Genomic DNA, 17,451 nt, shown 5'->3' on the forward strand with positions numbered 1-17,451 from the left:
TTATGGTTTGTTGACCTACAGATAGGATGTTTGTCGATGTCTTAGGTTTAGATGAAAAGACCACTCCGTGATGGGTGGCCTTTTAGTTGTTAAGATAAAATGTAAGCGATAGCTACTATAGATGAAATAGTGTCGCTTTTTATATCTTTATAAGGAGATTTAGATGAATAAACAACAATTAAATGTAACTCTTTCAATACCAATACCAGAAGATATGGTCTTAATCTTGAGGCATTACAACAAGATAGATTGATCGGAGTCTATTGGACAATGGGCGACTTAGAAAATCGCATTGGCAAAAAACAAGTGTGGATCAAAGATAATATACTGTATCCACAAAAATTCAAACGACAGCTAGATGTTTCGCAAGGTGGCTTTGTTTACTATCCAAAAGCAAAAGGTGAAAAATGGAGTTTCTTGGCCTCTAAGATGTCTAGATTTCTTGAAGATAATTTTTATTTAATATTTAGTAAATAATGAAGAAACTCTTTCAACTGTGAAGTGACCTCAATTGTTTGATGGTGTGTCTAACAATTGAGGTCACTTCATATTGAGTGACTTATTTCTTCGTTTCTTCAATTAATCCTAATTCTTGTTTAAGTGTTGTAATCCCTGCAATACCTTTTAATAATTGACTATCAGAAGCTGTAATATCAGATTTTATCTTATCCATCTGAGAAGGAGTAAAGTTACCTTCATCAAACATTTTCATAGCCTTTTCTGCAGCTAATTGCCTTGAAGCAGCTGCATAATTTAACTGACTCATAGCTTCTTTAACGTCTTTTTTCTGTTCCTTACTTAATCCTTCGACTGGCAAAGAATTCTGAAGACTTAACTCTCTATATCCTTCCTTCAAGGCTTTCATATTATCATAAGCTGCATATACATCTTTACTTCCATTTCCTATTGCTTCAAAAGTTGGTTTCCAAATACTATTCCATAATAGGTCATATGTTTTGACCCACTTATCAATAGCTGGTTGAGTGTTTTTGGCGAAATACTCTTTTTGCTTTGTTAATTTTTCTTCTTCTTTTGATTTAGCTTTAGCCTCTTTTCCAGCTTTTTCCTTAGCTTCTTTTTCTTTATCAGCTTGTTCTTCTTTTAATTTCTCTTCTTCCTTCGCTTTCTTTTCAGCTTCTTTTTCTTTAGCTTTATCTAATTCTTCCTGAGTGTTATCTGTTCCTTCTGCTTTTTCTCCAGCACAAGCTGTAAGCAACAATGCAGACATGGCTCCGATGTAGATTAATTTTTTCATTATGAAATCACTCCCTCTATATTTCCATTTTAGGGAATAAGGAGATAAAAGTACATATAAAAAACAAGAACACCCGAATCAATGGGCGTCCTCTTTTTTATTCCACTCTATTTGCATTCCAATGATATCTGCAATTTCTTTAATTTCACTATATTTAATGGTACCACGCGTTAGCTTATTCAGATTTTTCGGCAGGCCTCCTCAAAAATGAGGAAACGTAAAATTTGACGAGTCCACTAATTTTTTTGACCTGTCCAAAATCGAGCGTATATTGCCAGCTGAATTTTCAGCCGCGAGTTTTTATAGTCGAAAATTCGGCAATGAAAAGATGACCACATTTTGGTTATGTATTTGACGGCTCAATTTTGAGGCATGAGATTCACGGTATAAACACAAGTGGAGTTAGAGACAATGAATATGTAGAAAGAAGGGAATGTATTGAAAACCATACCATCTAGTGAAACACAACAACGTATGCATGCTTTCTTCATGAAATTAAAGATCGTTTGGAAGAAGAACAAAAACGTAAAGAAATGGAATCTCAACAAAATACGAATAAAGATAAGTAATAAAATAAGCACTTGCTACGGCGAGTGTTTTTTTCGTCAGGAAAATAGTTAATTAAAGGAAATCCTTTCCTTTTGTCGAAATCAGTAGATAAAGGTAGGTGTCTTTTATGGAAATTATTGAAAATCGACTGAAACGTAATATTTCTATTATTAATAAAAAAAAAACTAGAGTTTATGGATATTCAAACAGGTAAATTAAATGGAAAACAACTGAATTTGTTTGAGATATACGATTTAACTTATCAAATAACGATGGAATTAATTACTTGGATAACAAATAGGGATGATTTGATGTGGGAACACTTCTCTTTATACCAAGTTGAAAAACGTAAGGACCGGAAAAATATGTCCAAAATACTTGGAATACGTCACGCTTTCAATTTGTTTAAACATGACATGGTTATTATAAGCTTAGAGGAAAAAAGGTATAGTCCTTTTATAAAAACAGAGGATGTAGATTGTGTGTTAGTGCAGAATGTGTGGTTGGACATAAAAGATATTCCTTTTGACCCTATATATAAGATTGCTCGTGAAGCATACGTGAAAAATCTTCAAGGGAAAACGTTATATGAAACGTTTCATAGCATTGTTGATTTGTTAAATAGACAATACGGAAAAGTAATTACTAAAAATTAGCACTCTCAATTGAGGGTGCTTTTTTTATATTTCATCACGTACAAAAAAGATTGAAGGAAATAGCTCCAATCTAGGTATTTCATCATCCATACAAACATGCCCACCAAAGCGTTAATAATTAGCCCCGATTAGCCCCAACTCAGCCCCAAATTAATGTTATTTAAAGTGTTTATATGCATTGTTGATAAAAAGTAAAAAGCCTACAGAATATTGATGTAGTAGGCTTTTGGGGAATTATATAGTGCTCTTTGCAAAATAATTTTATTAGTCCGTGAAGCATAAAGATGATAAATAACCTAACATTAATAAAAGACCAATACTCATTGCGATGTCCATGCTTGTACCTCCTTTTAAAAAACGACACATTTTTCCCACATATAACTGGAAGTAAATGCTTTAGTGAGTTTTCACTTTATACATAAATATTGTACAATGAATTATGGAAATATGAAACCTTTTATTGGCTTGTACGTATATATAAGTAGTAGAATTACCAATTTGTACATAAAGAGAAGGTGTTAATTAATGAAAAAGTGGGTTAAAAAGAGTATCGTCATAATGGTTGCGTTTTTAACATTAGGATTAATTACGCCAACACATGAAATATGGGATGCATTCGATCAAAATGCTTCGAATCGTTCATCAATTGATTCATCACCAGGGACAAGCAATGCCGTTGCAGCTAAACCAGTTGAAGATCGGACCGAAATACTTCAGGAACCGATAGACTACGGAGCATTGCTCGTTGATGCAGCTAAAGAGCAATCCTACATAAAGTTCGGCACAAAAATTGGACCGAAAATTAGCAATGAGTTTGACTCCATTATCTTCCCTAAAATGGAAGAAGCAATTGCGATGACTGTAGCGGGCTTAGACGATACATCATTAGCATCCCTATCAATTTCAGAAAAGCCAAGTGGTAACTATGGTGAAAAAATATTTAATATTACTAGCAATGAATCAGGTAAGGATTTAATTCGCTTCCACGTTCGTACAGAAAAAAGACCACAGGAAGGCTATTACTACAACTTCCACTACCACAGTGTCGAGGACGACTTTATAGCACACAACAATTTAGGGGATATTTACTGGGAGAAGAACACACCTCCAAAATGGCTATCCTAATAATCAAAAAACACTCGTTTAAAATACGAGTGTTTTTTTAATTTAAAACATGGATGTATCAATGTTTGAAATGAATTTCTAAATTATTTTTAAAATGCCATTCTTTATTAACTGGGTAATAAGGATAAAATAGGAAAACCTATTCGAAAGAGGTTGGGACATAAGTATATTTTTATAGCAAAGCGCGAGAAATCAACGTTTCTAATATTGCTTTCTCGCGCTTTTAAATTTTTAATCAGGTATGTCCCGGCTTCTTTTAATTTTTTCAGAGCAACTAACAACATAATAGGGGAAATTACAAAACAAATATATGTTGGAGGTGGTTTAGGAGATATGGCTAATTGGGATGAAATTAAACGGGAGTGGGAAACTACAAAAATTACACTGGCAGAACTTGCTAAAAGTATGAGATAAAATTCACTACATTGAAAAGCCGAAAGAGGCGTGAAAAATGGTCGAGAGATACAACTGCTATGGTTGTATCTATTCCTTGCAAGGATGCAACCAGAGAAAAACAGATAGCCCCTAAAGGCAATATTTATGCCGTTGAAAAAAAGGACACACTAATCCTCTAAACTAATTTGGAAAACGGAAATCTGCTGCTGAGAAACACATTTTCTTTTCGGAATATTTAGATAGAAGAAACACTCGAAATCGTGGAAGCAATGAATTAGTGTTCTCTAGCCGATGGTAAGAGTCTTACTGCCCGAAGAAGCCCAATTCTTTCAAATAATAATCAGTGGTGATAAAGTAGATCTCCACTGATTAAAGTTTTACTTTATATAATTTGGCTTACTTACTTTATCAATTAGTAGAATGCCATCATATTGATCGCGTGGAACTAGACTTTCCTCCATGACTCCCCAGCTATATGATAAGCGTGGCTCAAACATCCATGAGTTTCCTCGTTCATTTTGACGGTTTCGTAAGTCGATAAATGTGTATGGTTTATTTGTCGATGAAAGAATATCCTCGATAGATCCTTTTATTGGCGGTAAAACGGTCATAGGTTCACCTATATTATTTGCTGTTTCGCCACCAGCCATATAAAGGCCAAGTACATAGCTATATTTCTTGTAGATATCTGGTAGACGCTCACCCATTAATTTTATCGGATCAGAACCCATTACTTCGGATTGTGCTTTACGAATATGGTCATTATGAGCCCAGACGATAAACTTTTCAGTTGGATAAATTTCTTCTGCTAACCAAAGTAGGTTTTCCATCATCGCCTGGTCACGCCATTCCATTGTCTTTAAATATGAGTCAAATTTATCTTGTTCTAATTCAATAATTGTTTTAATGGATAGTTCTACATATTCGTCTGCTAAACGGATACGGTCAGCTAAAGTACGTTCCATAAGCTTTACAATATGAGGCTCGTTCGGATAAGCTGCTTTTAACTCTTTTTCTTTAAGCGGTACTTGTGATTTTACTTGTTTATATACTGCGATAATGCTTGGTTGTACTTTTTGATAGCCCTTTAAATCATTACTGAAGCTCCATTCTGCCAGTTGCTTCTCTGCATCACTGAACTGTTTCGCAAGCTGACTATTTTGTAGCCAGTCACCGTTTGTAAATGCACCTTGCAGTTGAATATCTAAGCCTGCTAATTTTAATGGTTTATCTGTATTCTGCGTTTTTTTAGTATATTCAAATAACGGTAGTGTTTCTTTCGTCCACCATACACCAAAAATAGCATCCTTCATCGTTTGTTGCGCTGTTTGTTTGTCGATATGTCCTTGGGCATTCATGACATTCCCTAAACCACTTTCAAAGGCAAGAACGTTATAGCCCATTTCTTGGTGTAAAAATTGAATAATACGTGTTTTTGCTAGGTTAAATTCAGCCACACCGTGAGAACTTTCCCCTAAAAAAACGATGCGCTTATCATGCAATAAAGGCTTAAGCATCTCTAAATCTTCAAATTTACTTGATGGAATCTTTTGTTTACTAAATGTTTCAGGTTGAATGGATGTCAAGCTGTAAGCATGGTCGTTTGTCCACTTTTTCCACTCCTGAAGTGTTTTATCGGATGTATGAGCTTGATTTGCTTCCAAATTGTTCTCTAATGCTATGCGCTCTTCTGTTGTCGGAACTGCTGCGGATGCATTTGATACTCCGTTAAACGCAACAAAACTTGTTAGCGCAATACTCCATGATAATAAAACCTTACGTTTCTTACCTTTTGTCATTCTCAATCAGTCCTTCTCTATATGTTAAGACCAATTATAAGCAAGTAAGTTTAAATTTCGCTTAAACTTTGTTTAAATTTGGCTTATTAATATAATTTTGGATTTGTTCTCATTGAGTATCTTTGGAGAAAGGCATGAAAAAACACCTCTATTAAGTGCAATAGGGATGGTAGGTGGATGGCTGTATTTTAATATAAAAACTGTGCTCCAATGCCGAAAAAGATCAATTAACAAAATTAGTAAATACCTATATGAAATAAACTATCAATATGATATACTATTTTTGTTTTACATATTTGGAAATTATTTTAAGGTTTGGAGGGAAAGCATCTTAGGGTGTGGGAGGCATGAAACAATTTTTGGGGAAATTAAATAAAATCGATACATTTTCACCGTATTTCTTTTTACCGTTTATTTTAATGCTCTATTTCTTTACGAGCATGTTTGATTGGCATAAGTTTGAACAGTTCAATATAACTGTTTCCATTTGGCCAGCTGTTATTTTATCGGTTATTTGCTATTACATAGGTGTGTACGTTATAGACAAACTGAAATGGACGATTCCTTCATTTGGTCTATCTTTTTTAAGCAAATATGTCATTCATTTTATTGTGTTTCTGACGTTACTTGGCTTAGGTGCCTTCATACTGATGACTTTTGAAGGCGGTCTTGGAATTTCGGATGAGTCAAATCGAAGAAATCTTGATCCAAAGTTGAACTTCTTTAGTCAATTACTATGGTTTGGCGTTTTATTGCTGCTATCGTATAAAATGATTATGGAAAAGAGTATGTCATGGAAAAAAGCGATTATCTATGGTTCTATCTTTGCAGGAGTCATCCTTTTATTCTTGTTAATGGCCTATCGAACGCCATTAATTATTATGCTATTTACAGGAATCATCATTTTCCACTACGTAGTGAAACGTATTAAATTAACGTGGTTTTTAACAACGCTGTTAGTCATTGGTCTCGCTTTCTCAATGTTTAGTTTTATTCGTGTAATAACGGAGGATCAATCATTAGAATTCAATAAACGAGAACAACCCGATGTAGAGCTGACGGAAGAGGATAAAGAGAAATTATTAACAGCTGAACATAAAGTCAACTTAACGCCTACTTGGATACGCGCTATCAATGAGGAAAGTGTGACTAGTCATATCGTGTTAAGTACAATTATTGAGTATACAAAAGAAAATGGTTATTTACACGGTGAAATCCATAAAGGAATCTTTAGTACAGTATTACCTGGAGAGCAAACTTCACCTCGGATGAAAATAACGGAGGTTGTGAATTCCGTGAGTGTGGAGAAGGGCAAGAATATTACACGTGAAAATCGCACAACGACACCAACCTTTATCGGTCAATTATTTTTAGATGGCGGCTATTTATTAGTGGCAATTGGCTTCTTTTTATACGGAGCTTTAATTTCACTGATCTACAATAAAGTGAAGCAGGAAGGTATTCGTAGCTTCCATACTGTCGCATATGCATTCACTATTACGGTATTTACGGTGTCTATGCATACAGGTCTACTCGATTTGATCATAATTTTAATGCTTGGTTTCGTCATTATTGCATCGTCTATTATGAATATGGAAGACAAAACAGCCTCGGTAAACTTGAAAAAGACGGCGTGGGCTAACAATATGTAGTCTTGAGTCATTGTAATGAAATTAGAAAAGTAGATATCAAAAAGCCTTCCCCGTCATGGAGAAGGCTTATATTTATTGTGTAATGCGCTCGAAAAATGCTTGTGTTTTTTCAATATCCGTTACATGTTGATTGCATTTTTGGCTATCTGCGCAAATGTAATTACTATGATTCGTGAACGTTCCAACGACTTGCCCTTTTACAGAAGTAGTAAATAGGCCAACATCAGAATGGCGGTTACATATTGCACATATTCCTTTAATTATATTGTTAGAGAAAATTCCCTTAATCGCTTTTAATTGTTCATCTTGCTCAATTACGACATATTTTCGATGTGTTCCATGATCATCCCAAGCTAAATAACAAATCTGCTGAAAATCCATATCTTCAAGCTTTGGTAGCTTTAGCTTTTTTTCCTTTTTAAATAGGCTTTTCAGTGTGCTTGCAGTAACTGCTTTGAACGGGATGACATATGGTTTTAATTGCTCTAAATAGTCTTCACCTTTTGCACGATCTGTAACACCGAGAAGTTGTTCGATGAGCTGTGCTTCCGCAGTGGGCAGTGCTAATTTTGCAGTAATTTCGCTATCAACTATGCCACGAACGGCAAGGATGACGCTTTTATCGTTTGTCGTAGCAAGTGTTTGTAAAATTTTATTCATTTGCTGCTCAAGTAAATGATAATTTGCGACCGTTAAAAACGGCTGAATTGTTTGTTTTTCCATATGAAGTCACTCCTGTATATTAGGCTTTAAATAAAGATTTGTGGCCTAAAGAGATCATCCAATTTATGTTATATTAATTAGCTTTTTCTAGACCTCTTTGACCTGTAAAGTGGTAGTTCTAGAGCAAGCATTACAAAAGAATGCATTCATTTAGATTCCTCCTTGTAAAGAAAACTATCATTATCATAGCATTTTTTAGGAAATAAATAAATGAAAAGGGTGTAGAATTTTGCAATTTTTCGAAAAGTTTATCGTGCAATAAATTGGTAAAATTGGTATAATAGTAGTATTGATTTGAAAAGGGGGAATTTTTATGAAACAGGTTATGTATTATAAAAATTTAGTTGTTTGGAGCGGGATAGAAATTTAGGGGATTAACAGGAGGAGCTAAATGCTAAATCAACAAGGATTTAATTTATGGGCTGACGGGTACGATAAAACGGTTCAGTTAAGTGAAGAAAGTAATCAATATCCATTTGCAGGATACAAAACAGTATTAAATACAATTTTTAACGAAGTCATGCACAGTCCAAAATCAACAATATTAGACATTGGCTTTGGCACAGGTGTATTAACGGCAAAGCTTTATGATAATGGCCATGCGATCAACGGATTCGATTTCTCCTCAAAAATGATCGAAATCGCCAAAGAAAAAATGCCAGAAGCAAACTTAATAGAGTGGGATTTGTCAAAGGGGCTGCCAGCAGCGCTTCTTCATCAAAAATATGATGCCATTATTAGCACCTATGCGCTGCATCATTTTACGGATGACATGAAAGTGCAATATATCACAGCATTATTACAGCAATTAACACCACAAGGAAAAATTTTCATTGGCGATGTCGCTTTTGAAACAAGAGCGCAACTTGAAAAATGTCGTCAAGACAGTATTGATTACTGGGACGATGATGAGTTTTACTTTATCAATGAAGAGCTAAGTCTTTTATTAAAAGATCTTTGTCAAATAGATTTTTACCCAATTTCGCATTGTGGTGGGGTTTTTGTTATTTCGAATTAATTATTCTCGATAAATCACAAAAAAGTTTCGATAAATCATATAAATTTCTCGGTAAATACACAATGTTAGTCGATAAATTTAGGATTCTTCTCGATAAGACGAATGAAGGGGCTGTCAGAAGGCAGCCCCTTTTCTTTATGCAAACATCGACATAATATACTTACCTGATATCATAAAAACTGCATAAACTGCGAGAGCGCTCATTATGGAAATGCTAGGTTTAAACCAGTTTGTTAATAAAAATGCCAGAACCGTAAAAAGTAGCATACCGACAGCCCCGAACACAGTATTTTGTAAGACGCTATGGAAAGTATCTTCCTTCATATTTTTCATCTGCATTCCCATATTGATTAGTGTTAGGATAGGCAAGGCTGTAATGATGCCTGATAAAAACAGATATTTTGATTGGCTTAACAGTAATGCTAATACCATGATAGAGCCGCCTACAATAAAATATAGAATATATAACATTTGTAACCCTCAAATTTTTTATATCAGAATAGTGTAATAATACTTTACGAAATACCTACTTACAAGTACCAGTTTTAAGTAATTAGCAAGAAGCTAAGAAAGATAGATTTTTATCAAAAAGAACGAGAATATTTTGGACGAAAATATCTGAAAATATAAACTTTAACTTACCTCTTTTTATATATCGTGTTATACGATATAATCGAATCGAACGATATATTAAAGGAGTAAATTTGATGATTACAGATATAAACAACTATTTTACATCAATTTTCTATCATCTACATACAACACATGAAGAAGTGATTTCACATCAAAGCGTGCGTATTTTGCAGATGATTCAGAAGGAAGATGAAGTAACTGTGCGTGATATTGCAGGCTTACTGAATATTTCTCAAAATACAGCGTCTGAGCATGTCAAAAAACTAGAGCGTAGTGGCTGGGTGAAAAAAGAGCGTTCCAACGATGATCAACGCAAAGTAATTCTTCATTTAACAGCTGAAGGTCTTCAAATCGTTAAGAAAAATACAGAATTGGATGAGGACAAACTACAGCAAGCATTAAATCAGCTATCAGAACAAGAACAACAAACGATTTTACAGGCATTTCGTCTATTATGTGAGGTGTCTAAATGATGTATACACTAGTGAAAATTCTCTGCTCGGCAGCCATAATTGGTATCGTAACAGAGGTTGCTAGAAGATTTCCTTCCTATGGTGGCATGATCGCAGCACTACCACTTGTCAGTATTTTAAGTATCATTTGGCTAACAGTACAAAGTGAGTCGAGTGAGCATATTCAGCGATTTACTTATGGTGTAATCGTTGGACTACCAGCAACTATGTTCATGCTATTTGTTATTTATATGGCGATGAAATCATCGATCCATATCGTTTTTGCCATTGGACTAGGGATTGTTTCGTGGGCAGTATTTCTTGGTATTCAAAAAGCGATTGCAGGTGTATTTAATATTTCTATTTAGGAGATTAATTTATGACAGTCATTCCTATTCAACAATTATCCAAAAATGATGTGTTGCATTTTTTTAAAGAGCATTGGGGAACTACAGAAATGGTCATTTCCAGCGGGGTTTATGACTGCAGCAAATTAGATGGCTTTGCCTATGTAGATGAACAAAACACAATTTTAGGTCTTGTGACGTATATTATTCGTCATAAAGAATGTGAAATTATTTCCCTTGATAGTATTGTAGAAGGAAAAGGGATTGGTTCATTACTTGTACAAGCAGTTGAACAAAAAGCATTCGAACAAAGCTGTACAATGATAACCCTTATTACGACAAATGATAATTTACACGCATTAAAATTTTATCAAAAACGAGGCTATTATTTAGTTGAAGTATTACAGAACGCTGTTGAGCAAGCAAGAGCATATAAGCCTGAAATACCTTTAATCGGCAATGATGGGATTCCAATACGTGATGAAATACGATTAGAAAAGCAATCTGGCTCATAATGAGTCAGGTTGTTTTCTTTTTCAAGGTTTCATCACCTGCCATTTCTCGCTATACTTGATGGAGAGATAGAAAGTGAGGAATTTAAATGAAAAAAATCCTATTTGTTTTATTATTTAGCGTTCTTATGGTGGGAGCGGGTTTCTTCATATATTTAAAAAGCAATCCACCACTTGTTATGAACGGCTTTACGAATCTGACTGATGATTCAACTACAAAAATTGTTGAAATAGAGAATAAAGGACTACAGGAGATAGAGCTTCAGCAAATACTCGTCAATGATAAACTGCCTGAAAATGCCGAGCTTGTCGTGAGTAAGTCTGAACCGTTTGAAGCGGAAACGAAGCTGGAGGATAACCCGAATATTACATATCATAAGTTAAGACAAGTTAATATTTTTCCTAGTCAATACATAGATCGTAAAGCCGTTGGAAAGCAGCCTCAGCATTATGCTGTAAAGGTTGAGGCACCCGATATTAAAACTATAACGATTAAATACAATTATTTGAAATTGCCGTTTACTCTAACAGCAGAGTTACAGACTACAAAATAAAGTGAAACAATAATCAGTGGGGTTCTTATCCCCACTGATTATTTGTCTTCACCAAATATAAGCAAACAACTATCCTATTTGGTGTTCAAACCATTTTTAAGGGAAGTTAATTCTGGATAGTTATAATTTTTAAGTGTCTAATGCACTATATACTAGTTTTTGTCTTATCATTTATGCCCGTGTCATTTCATAAGATTGTTTGGTGAAAAAATACTGTTCCTCCTAAAACGTGGTAATCTGATAGTAACTGTAATTGCAATGTTAGGAGGGACTAAATGGGGTTTGTCGTCATTGGTGCAGGTCTTTTGGTCTGTGTTTTCGCTATGGTTTTAGTGATTATTCGGAAGCATTCGAAGGGTGATGTTATGCTGGCAGTAACATCTACATATGAAGGGAAAAATGAATTAAATCAAGCAGTTATGAAGATATACTTTACGTTTTCAATTGGTAAACTGGCGCATCGTCAAAAAGAAATAATAGGCAGTATTGATTGGTCAGAAGGATGGATGCCCGTTTGCTATAATGTAAAGGAAAATGGAGCCTATCAAGAGAAACGATTACTCCATGCAACAAATGAGAAAACGTATACAACCTTCGAAATAAACGCTACAAATGCTATAGATCATCTTGGACGGGGTGAAGGGTATGTTGTATTAGTTCTAGAGGACCCGATCTTTACAGATAAATCTAGAGCAGGAGTGATTCTTGTGGTAACCGCCAATATGGGGACCTATCAGCTGTCTGATTCAACAAGTTGGAATAATGACTTTGCTGTCTATCATTAAATACTGACAAAAGCTATTCAAAGGGAGGAAATGGACTAATGAATAGTTTTTTTATTTGGCAGGAAAATAAAGGAACCTATTATAGTGAATTTCGTAGAATATAAAAAGAAAGGAGTGTATTTCTTGTATTCATTACTATACTATAAGAAAAATCACTGGGAGATTGAAAATGAAGAGGATTTATACAAATATGCTGCAAGTGTACAAAAGCACATCGCCATCCTAACCTATGGCAATCAGTTAAATAAAGAAGCCTTGGATAAACTTATTGCAACTTATTTAACGGAGGGAAACGGCGATGACCCAAATAAATTCAATATAAGATACGATACATATGATGCCGATGTGAAAAGTGAACATAGAAATAATTGGATTTTTGATATTCAGATGGATGATGGGCAGCTTTTGGAGTTTGAGACGGCTATCCAACGTATACATGGTACGCATGTCAGAATTCACCATAGGAGTAGAGGCCATTATGAAGTGAAAATTGATGACAAACTTTATTCCACAAGGGTTTATCGAACTAGAGATTGCTCGAAGATTTACCGAGAGCCCATAGAGGGGAGATATTTACTTTTTATCGATGAGGAGTCCGAAGATAATGAGTTGTTAAGAAGTAAGATGCATATGATGCCTAAGAAATTGCAATCGCTTTCTCTATCAGTGACAATTCCTCATGAAGAATGGGAAATATATGTACGAGATTGGATCAAACGATTACTCAAAATCATACAAAAGTGATAATCAATCAACAACAAAAAGAAGGTAAAATACTTTGGATATTTTGACAGATAAATTATTAATGATTGCTTTGTTCATTCTCATCATTCATTCGATAGAAACACTTGCGTATGCAGTTCGATTATCAGGTGCACGTGTAAAATTATTAGCCTCTGCTTTATCATTGTTTAATGTCATGGTCATGGTTTCAAGGCTTGCGAATATGATGCAGCAGCCATTTACAGGAAGCTTGACTGACACAGCACCAAAGGAAAACACGCTTGCATTTGTGGAGCAGCAGTTCCGCGTACTTATTGGCGCCGCTTCAATAGGTACATTGGTAGGCATTCTACTATTACCAACATTTGTAGCGATATTTTCAAGAGCCATTATTCATTTATCTGAGGAAAGAGGCTCTATTCCAGCATTATTCAAAAGAGGTTTTAGTATTGGATATGTCAAACGGGGAATAAAACATTTTCATATGCCAAGTTTTTCATACTTAAAGGGTATTAGTTGGCGTGATATACCTATTAAATTATTTATCGTTAATATCGCCATAACGGCCATCTATACAATTGGCGTACTATCTGCACTTTACGCCTCTTTACTAGTTCCTGAAAGATCGACAACTGCTGTGATGTCGTCAGGGCTTATTAATGGTGTAGCAACGATGTTATTGATTATCTTTATTGACCCTAAAATTTCCATTCTAGCTGATGATGTTATCAATCAAAGAGGCAGCTACTTAAATCTTAAGCGAGCTTCTGTGATGATGATGGCTTCAAGGCTGCTAGGCACATTTGTGGCACAGCTATTATTTATTCCTGGGGCAAAATATATTGCTTGGTTTACACAATTTATGACTTAGGAGGGTTTGCATGAATCAAGAATTATATGACCGTCCAACAGATTATTATGATAACCAACTTTTTACTATTGATGAACGATATATTGAAGTTGATAATATCATGATAACTTTCAAGGAAAGGGGAATCGTGTTCTAATGAAAAAATTTTGCTTCCTGATTTTGATGGTTTTTGTGTTAGCTGCTTGTAGTACGGATCAACAAGAAGATGTGCATTACATAGCGAAAAGTGAGCACTGGAAGGCGGTTTATAATAGTAATACTGAGGATGGCTTAAACATTTGCTATCTAGGTGAAAACAAAAACTTAGGTGATTTACAAATTTCGATTGAAGGTGCAAAAAATTCACTAGGGATGTCAGACGTACGCGTGAATACAGAAGGACAATTAACCTTAACGAAAAAAGAAAGTGAGCATATTTTTAAGGGGGACTCTACACCTAGCATTCATATTCAATGGCAGTCTTATGATGAGATTTTAGAAGTGCAGAATAACTAAAGTAATAGGGGAGAAGCCATTATGAGAGAGGAAGAACGAAATGATGTTGTTGTAATTAACGGACTTGAGATAAGTGGATTTATAGATAAAACAAAGAGGTGCTCTATATGTCAAAATCATACTATATATGATGATACTTTCGATGTATAGTTTTGTGCTACATGTAATGACTGGAAAGAAGAAAAATGCAGTGATCCCCATTGCCACTACTGTGTACAAAGACCAGAGCGTTCATTGGCAAGCAAATAGTTATTAAACTGAGTTGGTATATATTTTTTTTGTAAAATACACCATTCTTACAATTTATATTACGAAAAAAAATAAAATTTCAAACGTTGACAATTGCTGGAGCATTCGTTATAGTAAATAACAATTTCAGAAAGCAATGAAATTGGCGATGAGAAGGACACGAGTTTTGATGAACAATTCACAGAGAGGGAGGCATTGGCTGAAAGCTTCCTAATGCAGCAAGCAAAACTTACTACCTTTGAGCAGTGCTTGGAAACTTGCACCGTTTTTGCAACGTTACTGCAAATCAATGAGCCACTAGTGCATCTAGTGGGAATTTGGGTGGAACCACGGGTAATCAACACATGCTCGTCCCTTTATGGGGCGCGAGCATGTGTTTTTTTTATTTGTAACTTCTTTCAGTAGAAGACTCTCACATTTATAGGTTAAAGATGAGTGCGGTTTTAAGTCAATTTTCAGAGTCTGTCCAAACATCAACTGAAAGAAGTTACAGCCTCCGGCGGATGTCACGGAATCGGAAAGGAGTTCGCAAAGGATGTTAGCCTAAAATCATCGCATCCATGCGATAACGGCTAACTGACCTGCATCGTGCAGGCCTAAGCGCAAAGCCGATTCTGGACGCAATTATACCGAGGCATAATTGATAAAAAAGGAGTAGAGAACATGTCAAATCAATTAATTAACATTCAATTTCCAGATGGGAAACAACAAGCATTTTCAAAAGGTGTTACACTAACCGACATTGCACAAGCGATTAGCCCTGCTTTACGTAAAAAAGCAATCGTAGGGAGTGTGAACGGAACCATCATTGATTTGACGCGCCCGATTTTGGAGGATACACAAATTTCCCTGTACGATGCTAGCTCAAAAGAAGGAATTCAGGTTATTCGTCATTCAACAGCCCATTTGTTAGCTCAAGCAATTAAGCGTTTATACCCTGATGCAAAATTTGGGGTTGGGCCAGTAATAGAAAACGGGTTTTATTATGATATCGATACTGCGCATTCATTAGCGCCTATTGATTTACAACAAATTGAAAAAATGATGAAGCAAATTGTTCAAGAAAATATACAAATACAGCGCAAAGAAGTAACACGAGCAAAGGCACAGCAGCTATTTGTTCATGATGCGCTAAAGCTAGAGTTATTAGAGGATATTCCTGAACATGAAGCTGTGACGGTTTATGAACAAGGAGAATTTTACGATCTATGTCGTGGACCGCATGTACCTTCTACAGGAAAATTACAGCACTTTAAATTAATGCATGTATCAGGAGCATACTGGCGTGGAGATAGTGATAATCAAATGCTTCAGCGTATTTATGGTGTAGCATTTGCCTCGAAAGAAGAGCTTGCGGATTACTTTGTTTTCTTAGAGGAAGCAGAGAAGCGGAATCACCGAAAGCTAGGAAAAGAACTAGAGTTATTTATGTTTTCAGAAGAAGCCCCAGGGATGCCATTTTATTTAGCGAATGGTCAAATTATTCGAAATGAACTGGAGTCGTATTTACGTCATTTACAAGCAAAATTTGATTATCAAGAAGTTCGGACTCCGTTGATGATGAACCAGCGTTTATGGGAGCAATCAGGGCATTGGGATCATTACAAAGAAAATATGTATTTTACACACGTAGATGACCAAAGCTTTGCATTAAAGCCTATGAATTGCCCTGGACATATGCTGATTTTTAAAAATGATTTACATTCATACAGAGATTTACCAATTCGTATGGCTGAATTTGGTCAAGTTCATCGACATGAATTTAGTGGCGCATTAAATGGACTTTTACGAGTTCGTACTTTTTGTCAGGATGATGCACATATTTTTGTTACGCCACAGCAAATTGAAGATGAAATTGCACTTGCGCTGAAAATTATTGATGAGGTATACCAAGTTTTTGGCTTCCAATACGATATTGAATTATCGACACGTCCAGCTGATTATATGGGTGAACTTGAACTTTGGCATCAAGCGGAAGCGGCGTTAGAAAACGTACTAACAAATTTGGGCTTTCCTTTTACAATTAATGAAGGTGACGGAGCGTTTTACGGACCAAAAATTGATATTCATATTAAAGATGCCATTCAACGAAGTCATCAATGTGCAACGGTGCAGCTTGACTTCCAACTACCAGAGAAATTCGACTTAACATATGTCAATGAACACAATGAAAAAGTAAGACCTGTCGTTATTCATCGAGCGGTATTCGGTTCTATTGATCGTTTTTTAGGCATATTGATTGAGCATTTTGGAGGGGCGTTCCCAACGTGGCTTGCACCTCAGCAAGTAAAAGTAATTGGCGTTGCAGATGCGCATCAAGAATATGTACAGCAAGTAGTTGATGCTTTAAAAAAGGAACAAATCCGTGTAAGCGTGGACGATCGACAAGAAAAGCTAGGTAAAAAAATTCGGGAAGCTCAAATGAAAAAAATACCTTATATTTTAGTGCTTGGTGATAAAGAAATGGATAATGAAAATGTCACTGTTCGTCAATATGGTGAGCAAGCATTGATTGAAAAACCATTGCAACAGTTTATAGAGGAAATAAAGAAGGAAATACAGCAAAAAACTTTAAGCAATTAAACGATTTAGAAATAGCTCGACTGCTAGGGGCTTAAAAAGTCATTACCCCTAGAGTCGAGCTAAGTCAAGCCATG

20 protein-coding genes are annotated in these 17,451 nt (G+C 35.4%); 16 read left to right on the plus strand and 4 right to left on the minus strand.

Features of this window, described 5'->3' with window-relative positions; genetic code table 11:
- The first annotated feature begins 270 nt into the window (after window positions 1–270).
- Window positions 271–477 carry a DUF771 domain-containing protein gene (locus QUF91_RS12815; RefSeq protein ID WP_353957847.1) on the plus strand — a complete coding sequence of 69 codons (207 nt, stop codon included), beginning with the start codon at window positions 271–273 and terminating at the stop codon, window positions 475–477.
- 82 nt (window positions 478–559) lie between these two features.
- Here QUF91_RS12815 and QUF91_RS12820 read toward each other — a convergent pair whose 3' ends face one another.
- Entirely contained in the window at window positions 560–1,255 is a 696-nt protein-coding gene (locus QUF91_RS12820) for a hypothetical protein (RefSeq protein WP_285400491.1), read from the minus strand.
- 743 nt (window positions 1,256–1,998) lie between these two features.
- Between QUF91_RS12820 and QUF91_RS12825 the strand changes: the two genes are divergently transcribed.
- From QUF91_RS12825 to QUF91_RS12835, 3 genes are all read left to right on the plus strand, one after another.
- Window positions 1,999–2,460 (plus strand): hypothetical protein, encoded by a 462-nt coding sequence (locus QUF91_RS12825; protein ID WP_289418021.1) that lies wholly within the window; start codon window positions 1,999–2,001, stop codon window positions 2,458–2,460.
- 525 nt (window positions 2,461–2,985) lie between these two features.
- On the plus strand, window positions 2,986–3,585 hold the full coding sequence (locus QUF91_RS12830; protein WP_285400487.1) for a YpjP family protein: 600 nt from the start codon (window positions 2,986–2,988) through the stop codon (window positions 3,583–3,585).
- A gap of 153 nt (window positions 3,586–3,738) precedes the next feature.
- A complete protein-coding gene (locus QUF91_RS12835; RefSeq protein WP_289418022.1) occupies window positions 3,739–3,999 on the plus strand; it encodes a hypothetical protein in 261 nt (86 codons plus the stop codon).
- A 359-nt stretch (window positions 4,000–4,358) separates the two neighbouring features.
- Here the strand turns inward: QUF91_RS12835 and QUF91_RS12840 are convergent, their stop codons facing one another.
- Window positions 4,359–5,780, minus strand: a complete 1,422-nt coding sequence (locus QUF91_RS12840) for an erythromycin esterase family protein (RefSeq protein ID WP_285400483.1) — start codon at window positions 5,778–5,780, stop codon at window positions 4,359–4,361.
- Window positions 5,781–6,127: 347 nt separating this feature from the next.
- Here QUF91_RS12840 and QUF91_RS12845 point away from each other — a divergent pair, with 347 nt between their 5' ends.
- A complete protein-coding gene (locus QUF91_RS12845; RefSeq protein ID WP_289418023.1) occupies window positions 6,128–7,432 on the plus strand; it encodes an O-antigen polymerase in 1,305 nt (434 codons plus the stop codon).
- Window positions 7,433–7,504: 72 nt separating this feature from the next.
- Here QUF91_RS12845 and QUF91_RS12850 read toward each other — a convergent pair whose 3' ends face one another.
- Complete coding sequence (locus QUF91_RS12850) at window positions 7,505–8,155, minus strand: FusB/FusC family EF-G-binding protein (RefSeq protein ID WP_285400481.1); 651 nt, start codon at window positions 8,153–8,155, stop codon at window positions 7,505–7,507.
- 391 nt (window positions 8,156–8,546) lie between these two features.
- Between QUF91_RS12850 and QUF91_RS12855 the strand changes: the two genes are divergently transcribed.
- Window positions 8,547–9,173, plus strand: a complete 627-nt coding sequence (locus QUF91_RS12855) for a class I SAM-dependent methyltransferase (RefSeq protein ID WP_289418024.1) — start codon at window positions 8,547–8,549, stop codon at window positions 9,171–9,173.
- A gap of 135 nt (window positions 9,174–9,308) precedes the next feature.
- Here the strand turns inward: QUF91_RS12855 and QUF91_RS12860 are convergent, their stop codons facing one another.
- The gene (locus tag QUF91_RS12860; RefSeq protein ID WP_285400477.1) at window positions 9,309–9,644 is read right to left on the minus strand and encodes a hypothetical protein; all 336 of its coding nucleotides are present in this window, start codon (window positions 9,642–9,644) and stop codon (window positions 9,309–9,311) included.
- Between the two features lie 236 nt (window positions 9,645–9,880).
- Here QUF91_RS12860 and QUF91_RS12865 point away from each other — a divergent pair, with 236 nt between their 5' ends.
- The 10 genes from QUF91_RS12865 to thrS all read left to right on the plus strand — a co-directional run bounded on the left by QUF91_RS12865 (window position 9,881) and on the right by thrS (window position 17,377).
- The gene (locus tag QUF91_RS12865; protein WP_289418025.1) at window positions 9,881–10,279 is read left to right on the plus strand and encodes a MarR family winged helix-turn-helix transcriptional regulator; all 399 of its coding nucleotides are present in this window, start codon (window positions 9,881–9,883) and stop codon (window positions 10,277–10,279) included.
- A complete protein-coding gene (locus tag QUF91_RS12870) occupies window positions 10,279–10,626 on the plus strand; it encodes a DUF3147 family protein (RefSeq protein ID WP_285400496.1) in 348 nt (115 codons plus the stop codon). Before QUF91_RS12865 ends, QUF91_RS12870 begins: the two co-directional genes overlap by 1 nt.
- A gap of 11 nt (window positions 10,627–10,637) precedes the next feature.
- A complete protein-coding gene (locus QUF91_RS12875) occupies window positions 10,638–11,120 on the plus strand; it encodes a GNAT family N-acetyltransferase (protein ID WP_285400474.1) in 483 nt (160 codons plus the stop codon).
- A gap of 86 nt (window positions 11,121–11,206) precedes the next feature.
- Window positions 11,207–11,671: a hypothetical protein gene (locus QUF91_RS12880; RefSeq protein WP_285400472.1), complete on the plus strand. Its 465-nt coding sequence runs from the start codon at window positions 11,207–11,209 to the stop codon at window positions 11,669–11,671.
- Window positions 11,672–11,946: 275 nt separating this feature from the next.
- On the plus strand, window positions 11,947–12,456 hold the full coding sequence (locus QUF91_RS12885; protein ID WP_289418026.1) for a hypothetical protein: 510 nt from the start codon (window positions 11,947–11,949) through the stop codon (window positions 12,454–12,456).
- A gap of 123 nt (window positions 12,457–12,579) precedes the next feature.
- A complete protein-coding gene (locus QUF91_RS12890) occupies window positions 12,580–13,200 on the plus strand; it encodes a hypothetical protein (protein WP_289418027.1) in 621 nt (206 codons plus the stop codon).
- Between the two features lie 61 nt (window positions 13,201–13,261).
- On the plus strand, window positions 13,262–14,050 hold the full coding sequence (locus QUF91_RS12895; protein WP_289420072.1) for a lipid II flippase Amj family protein: 789 nt from the start codon (window positions 13,262–13,264) through the stop codon (window positions 14,048–14,050).
- 10 nt (window positions 14,051–14,060) lie between these two features.
- Entirely contained in the window at window positions 14,061–14,186 is a 126-nt protein-coding gene (locus tag QUF91_RS12900) for a hypothetical protein (protein WP_285400469.1), read from the plus strand.
- On the plus strand, window positions 14,186–14,545 hold the full coding sequence (locus QUF91_RS12905) for a membrane lipoprotein lipid attachment site-containing protein (RefSeq protein ID WP_289418028.1): 360 nt from the start codon (window positions 14,186–14,188) through the stop codon (window positions 14,543–14,545). Before QUF91_RS12900 ends, QUF91_RS12905 begins: the two co-directional genes overlap by 1 nt.
- Before the next feature lie 912 nt (window positions 14,546–15,457).
- Entirely contained in the window at window positions 15,458–17,377 is a 1,920-nt protein-coding gene (gene thrS, locus QUF91_RS12910) for a threonine--tRNA ligase (RefSeq protein WP_289418029.1), read from the plus strand.
- Window positions 17,378–17,451 lie beyond the last annotated feature (74 nt).

It is taken from the genome of Lysinibacillus sp. G4S2, from assembly GCF_030348505.1.
GTDB lineage: Bacteria > Bacillota > Bacilli > Bacillales_A > Planococcaceae > Lysinibacillus.

What these genes read in the sequence shown, in the direction of transcription:
- QUF91_RS12815 (WP_353957847.1), top strand. Translation starts at nt 271, where the DNA reads ATGGGCGACTTAGAAAATCGCATTGGCAAAAAACAAGTGTGGATCAAA.
- QUF91_RS12820 (WP_285400491.1), bottom strand. Translation starts at nt 1,255, where the DNA reads ATGAAAAAATTAATCTACATCGGAGCCATGTCTGCATTGTTGCTTACA.
- QUF91_RS12825 (WP_289418021.1), top strand. Translation starts at nt 1,999, where the DNA reads ATGGATATTCAAACAGGTAAATTAAATGGAAAACAACTGAATTTGTTT.
- QUF91_RS12830 (WP_285400487.1), top strand. Translation starts at nt 2,986, where the DNA reads ATGAAAAAGTGGGTTAAAAAGAGTATCGTCATAATGGTTGCGTTTTTA.
- QUF91_RS12840 (WP_285400483.1), bottom strand. Translation starts at nt 5,780, where the DNA reads ATGACAAAAGGTAAGAAACGTAAGGTTTTATTATCATGGAGTATTGCG.
- QUF91_RS12845 (WP_289418023.1), top strand. Translation starts at nt 6,128, where the DNA reads ATGAAACAATTTTTGGGGAAATTAAATAAAATCGATACATTTTCACCG.
- QUF91_RS12850 (WP_285400481.1), bottom strand. Translation starts at nt 8,155, where the DNA reads ATGGAAAAACAAACAATTCAGCCGTTTTTAACGGTCGCAAATTATCAT.
- QUF91_RS12855 (WP_289418024.1), top strand. Translation starts at nt 8,547, where the DNA reads ATGCTAAATCAACAAGGATTTAATTTATGGGCTGACGGGTACGATAAA.
- QUF91_RS12860 (WP_285400477.1), bottom strand. Translation starts at nt 9,644, where the DNA reads ATGTTATATATTCTATATTTTATTGTAGGCGGCTCTATCATGGTATTA.
- QUF91_RS12865 (WP_289418025.1), top strand. Translation starts at nt 9,881, where the DNA reads ATGATTACAGATATAAACAACTATTTTACATCAATTTTCTATCATCTA.
- QUF91_RS12870 (WP_285400496.1), top strand. Translation starts at nt 10,279, where the DNA reads ATGTATACACTAGTGAAAATTCTCTGCTCGGCAGCCATAATTGGTATC.
- QUF91_RS12875 (WP_285400474.1), top strand. Translation starts at nt 10,638, where the DNA reads ATGACAGTCATTCCTATTCAACAATTATCCAAAAATGATGTGTTGCAT.
- QUF91_RS12880 (WP_285400472.1), top strand. Translation starts at nt 11,207, where the DNA reads ATGAAAAAAATCCTATTTGTTTTATTATTTAGCGTTCTTATGGTGGGA.
- QUF91_RS12885 (WP_289418026.1), top strand. Translation starts at nt 11,947, where the DNA reads ATGGGGTTTGTCGTCATTGGTGCAGGTCTTTTGGTCTGTGTTTTCGCT.
- QUF91_RS12895 (WP_289420072.1), top strand. Translation starts at nt 13,262, where the DNA reads ATGATTGCTTTGTTCATTCTCATCATTCATTCGATAGAAACACTTGCG.
- QUF91_RS12900 (WP_285400469.1), top strand. Translation starts at nt 14,061, where the DNA reads ATGAATCAAGAATTATATGACCGTCCAACAGATTATTATGATAACCAA.
- QUF91_RS12905 (WP_289418028.1), top strand. Translation starts at nt 14,186, where the DNA reads ATGAAAAAATTTTGCTTCCTGATTTTGATGGTTTTTGTGTTAGCTGCT.
- thrS (WP_289418029.1), top strand. Translation starts at nt 15,458, where the DNA reads ATGTCAAATCAATTAATTAACATTCAATTTCCAGATGGGAAACAACAA.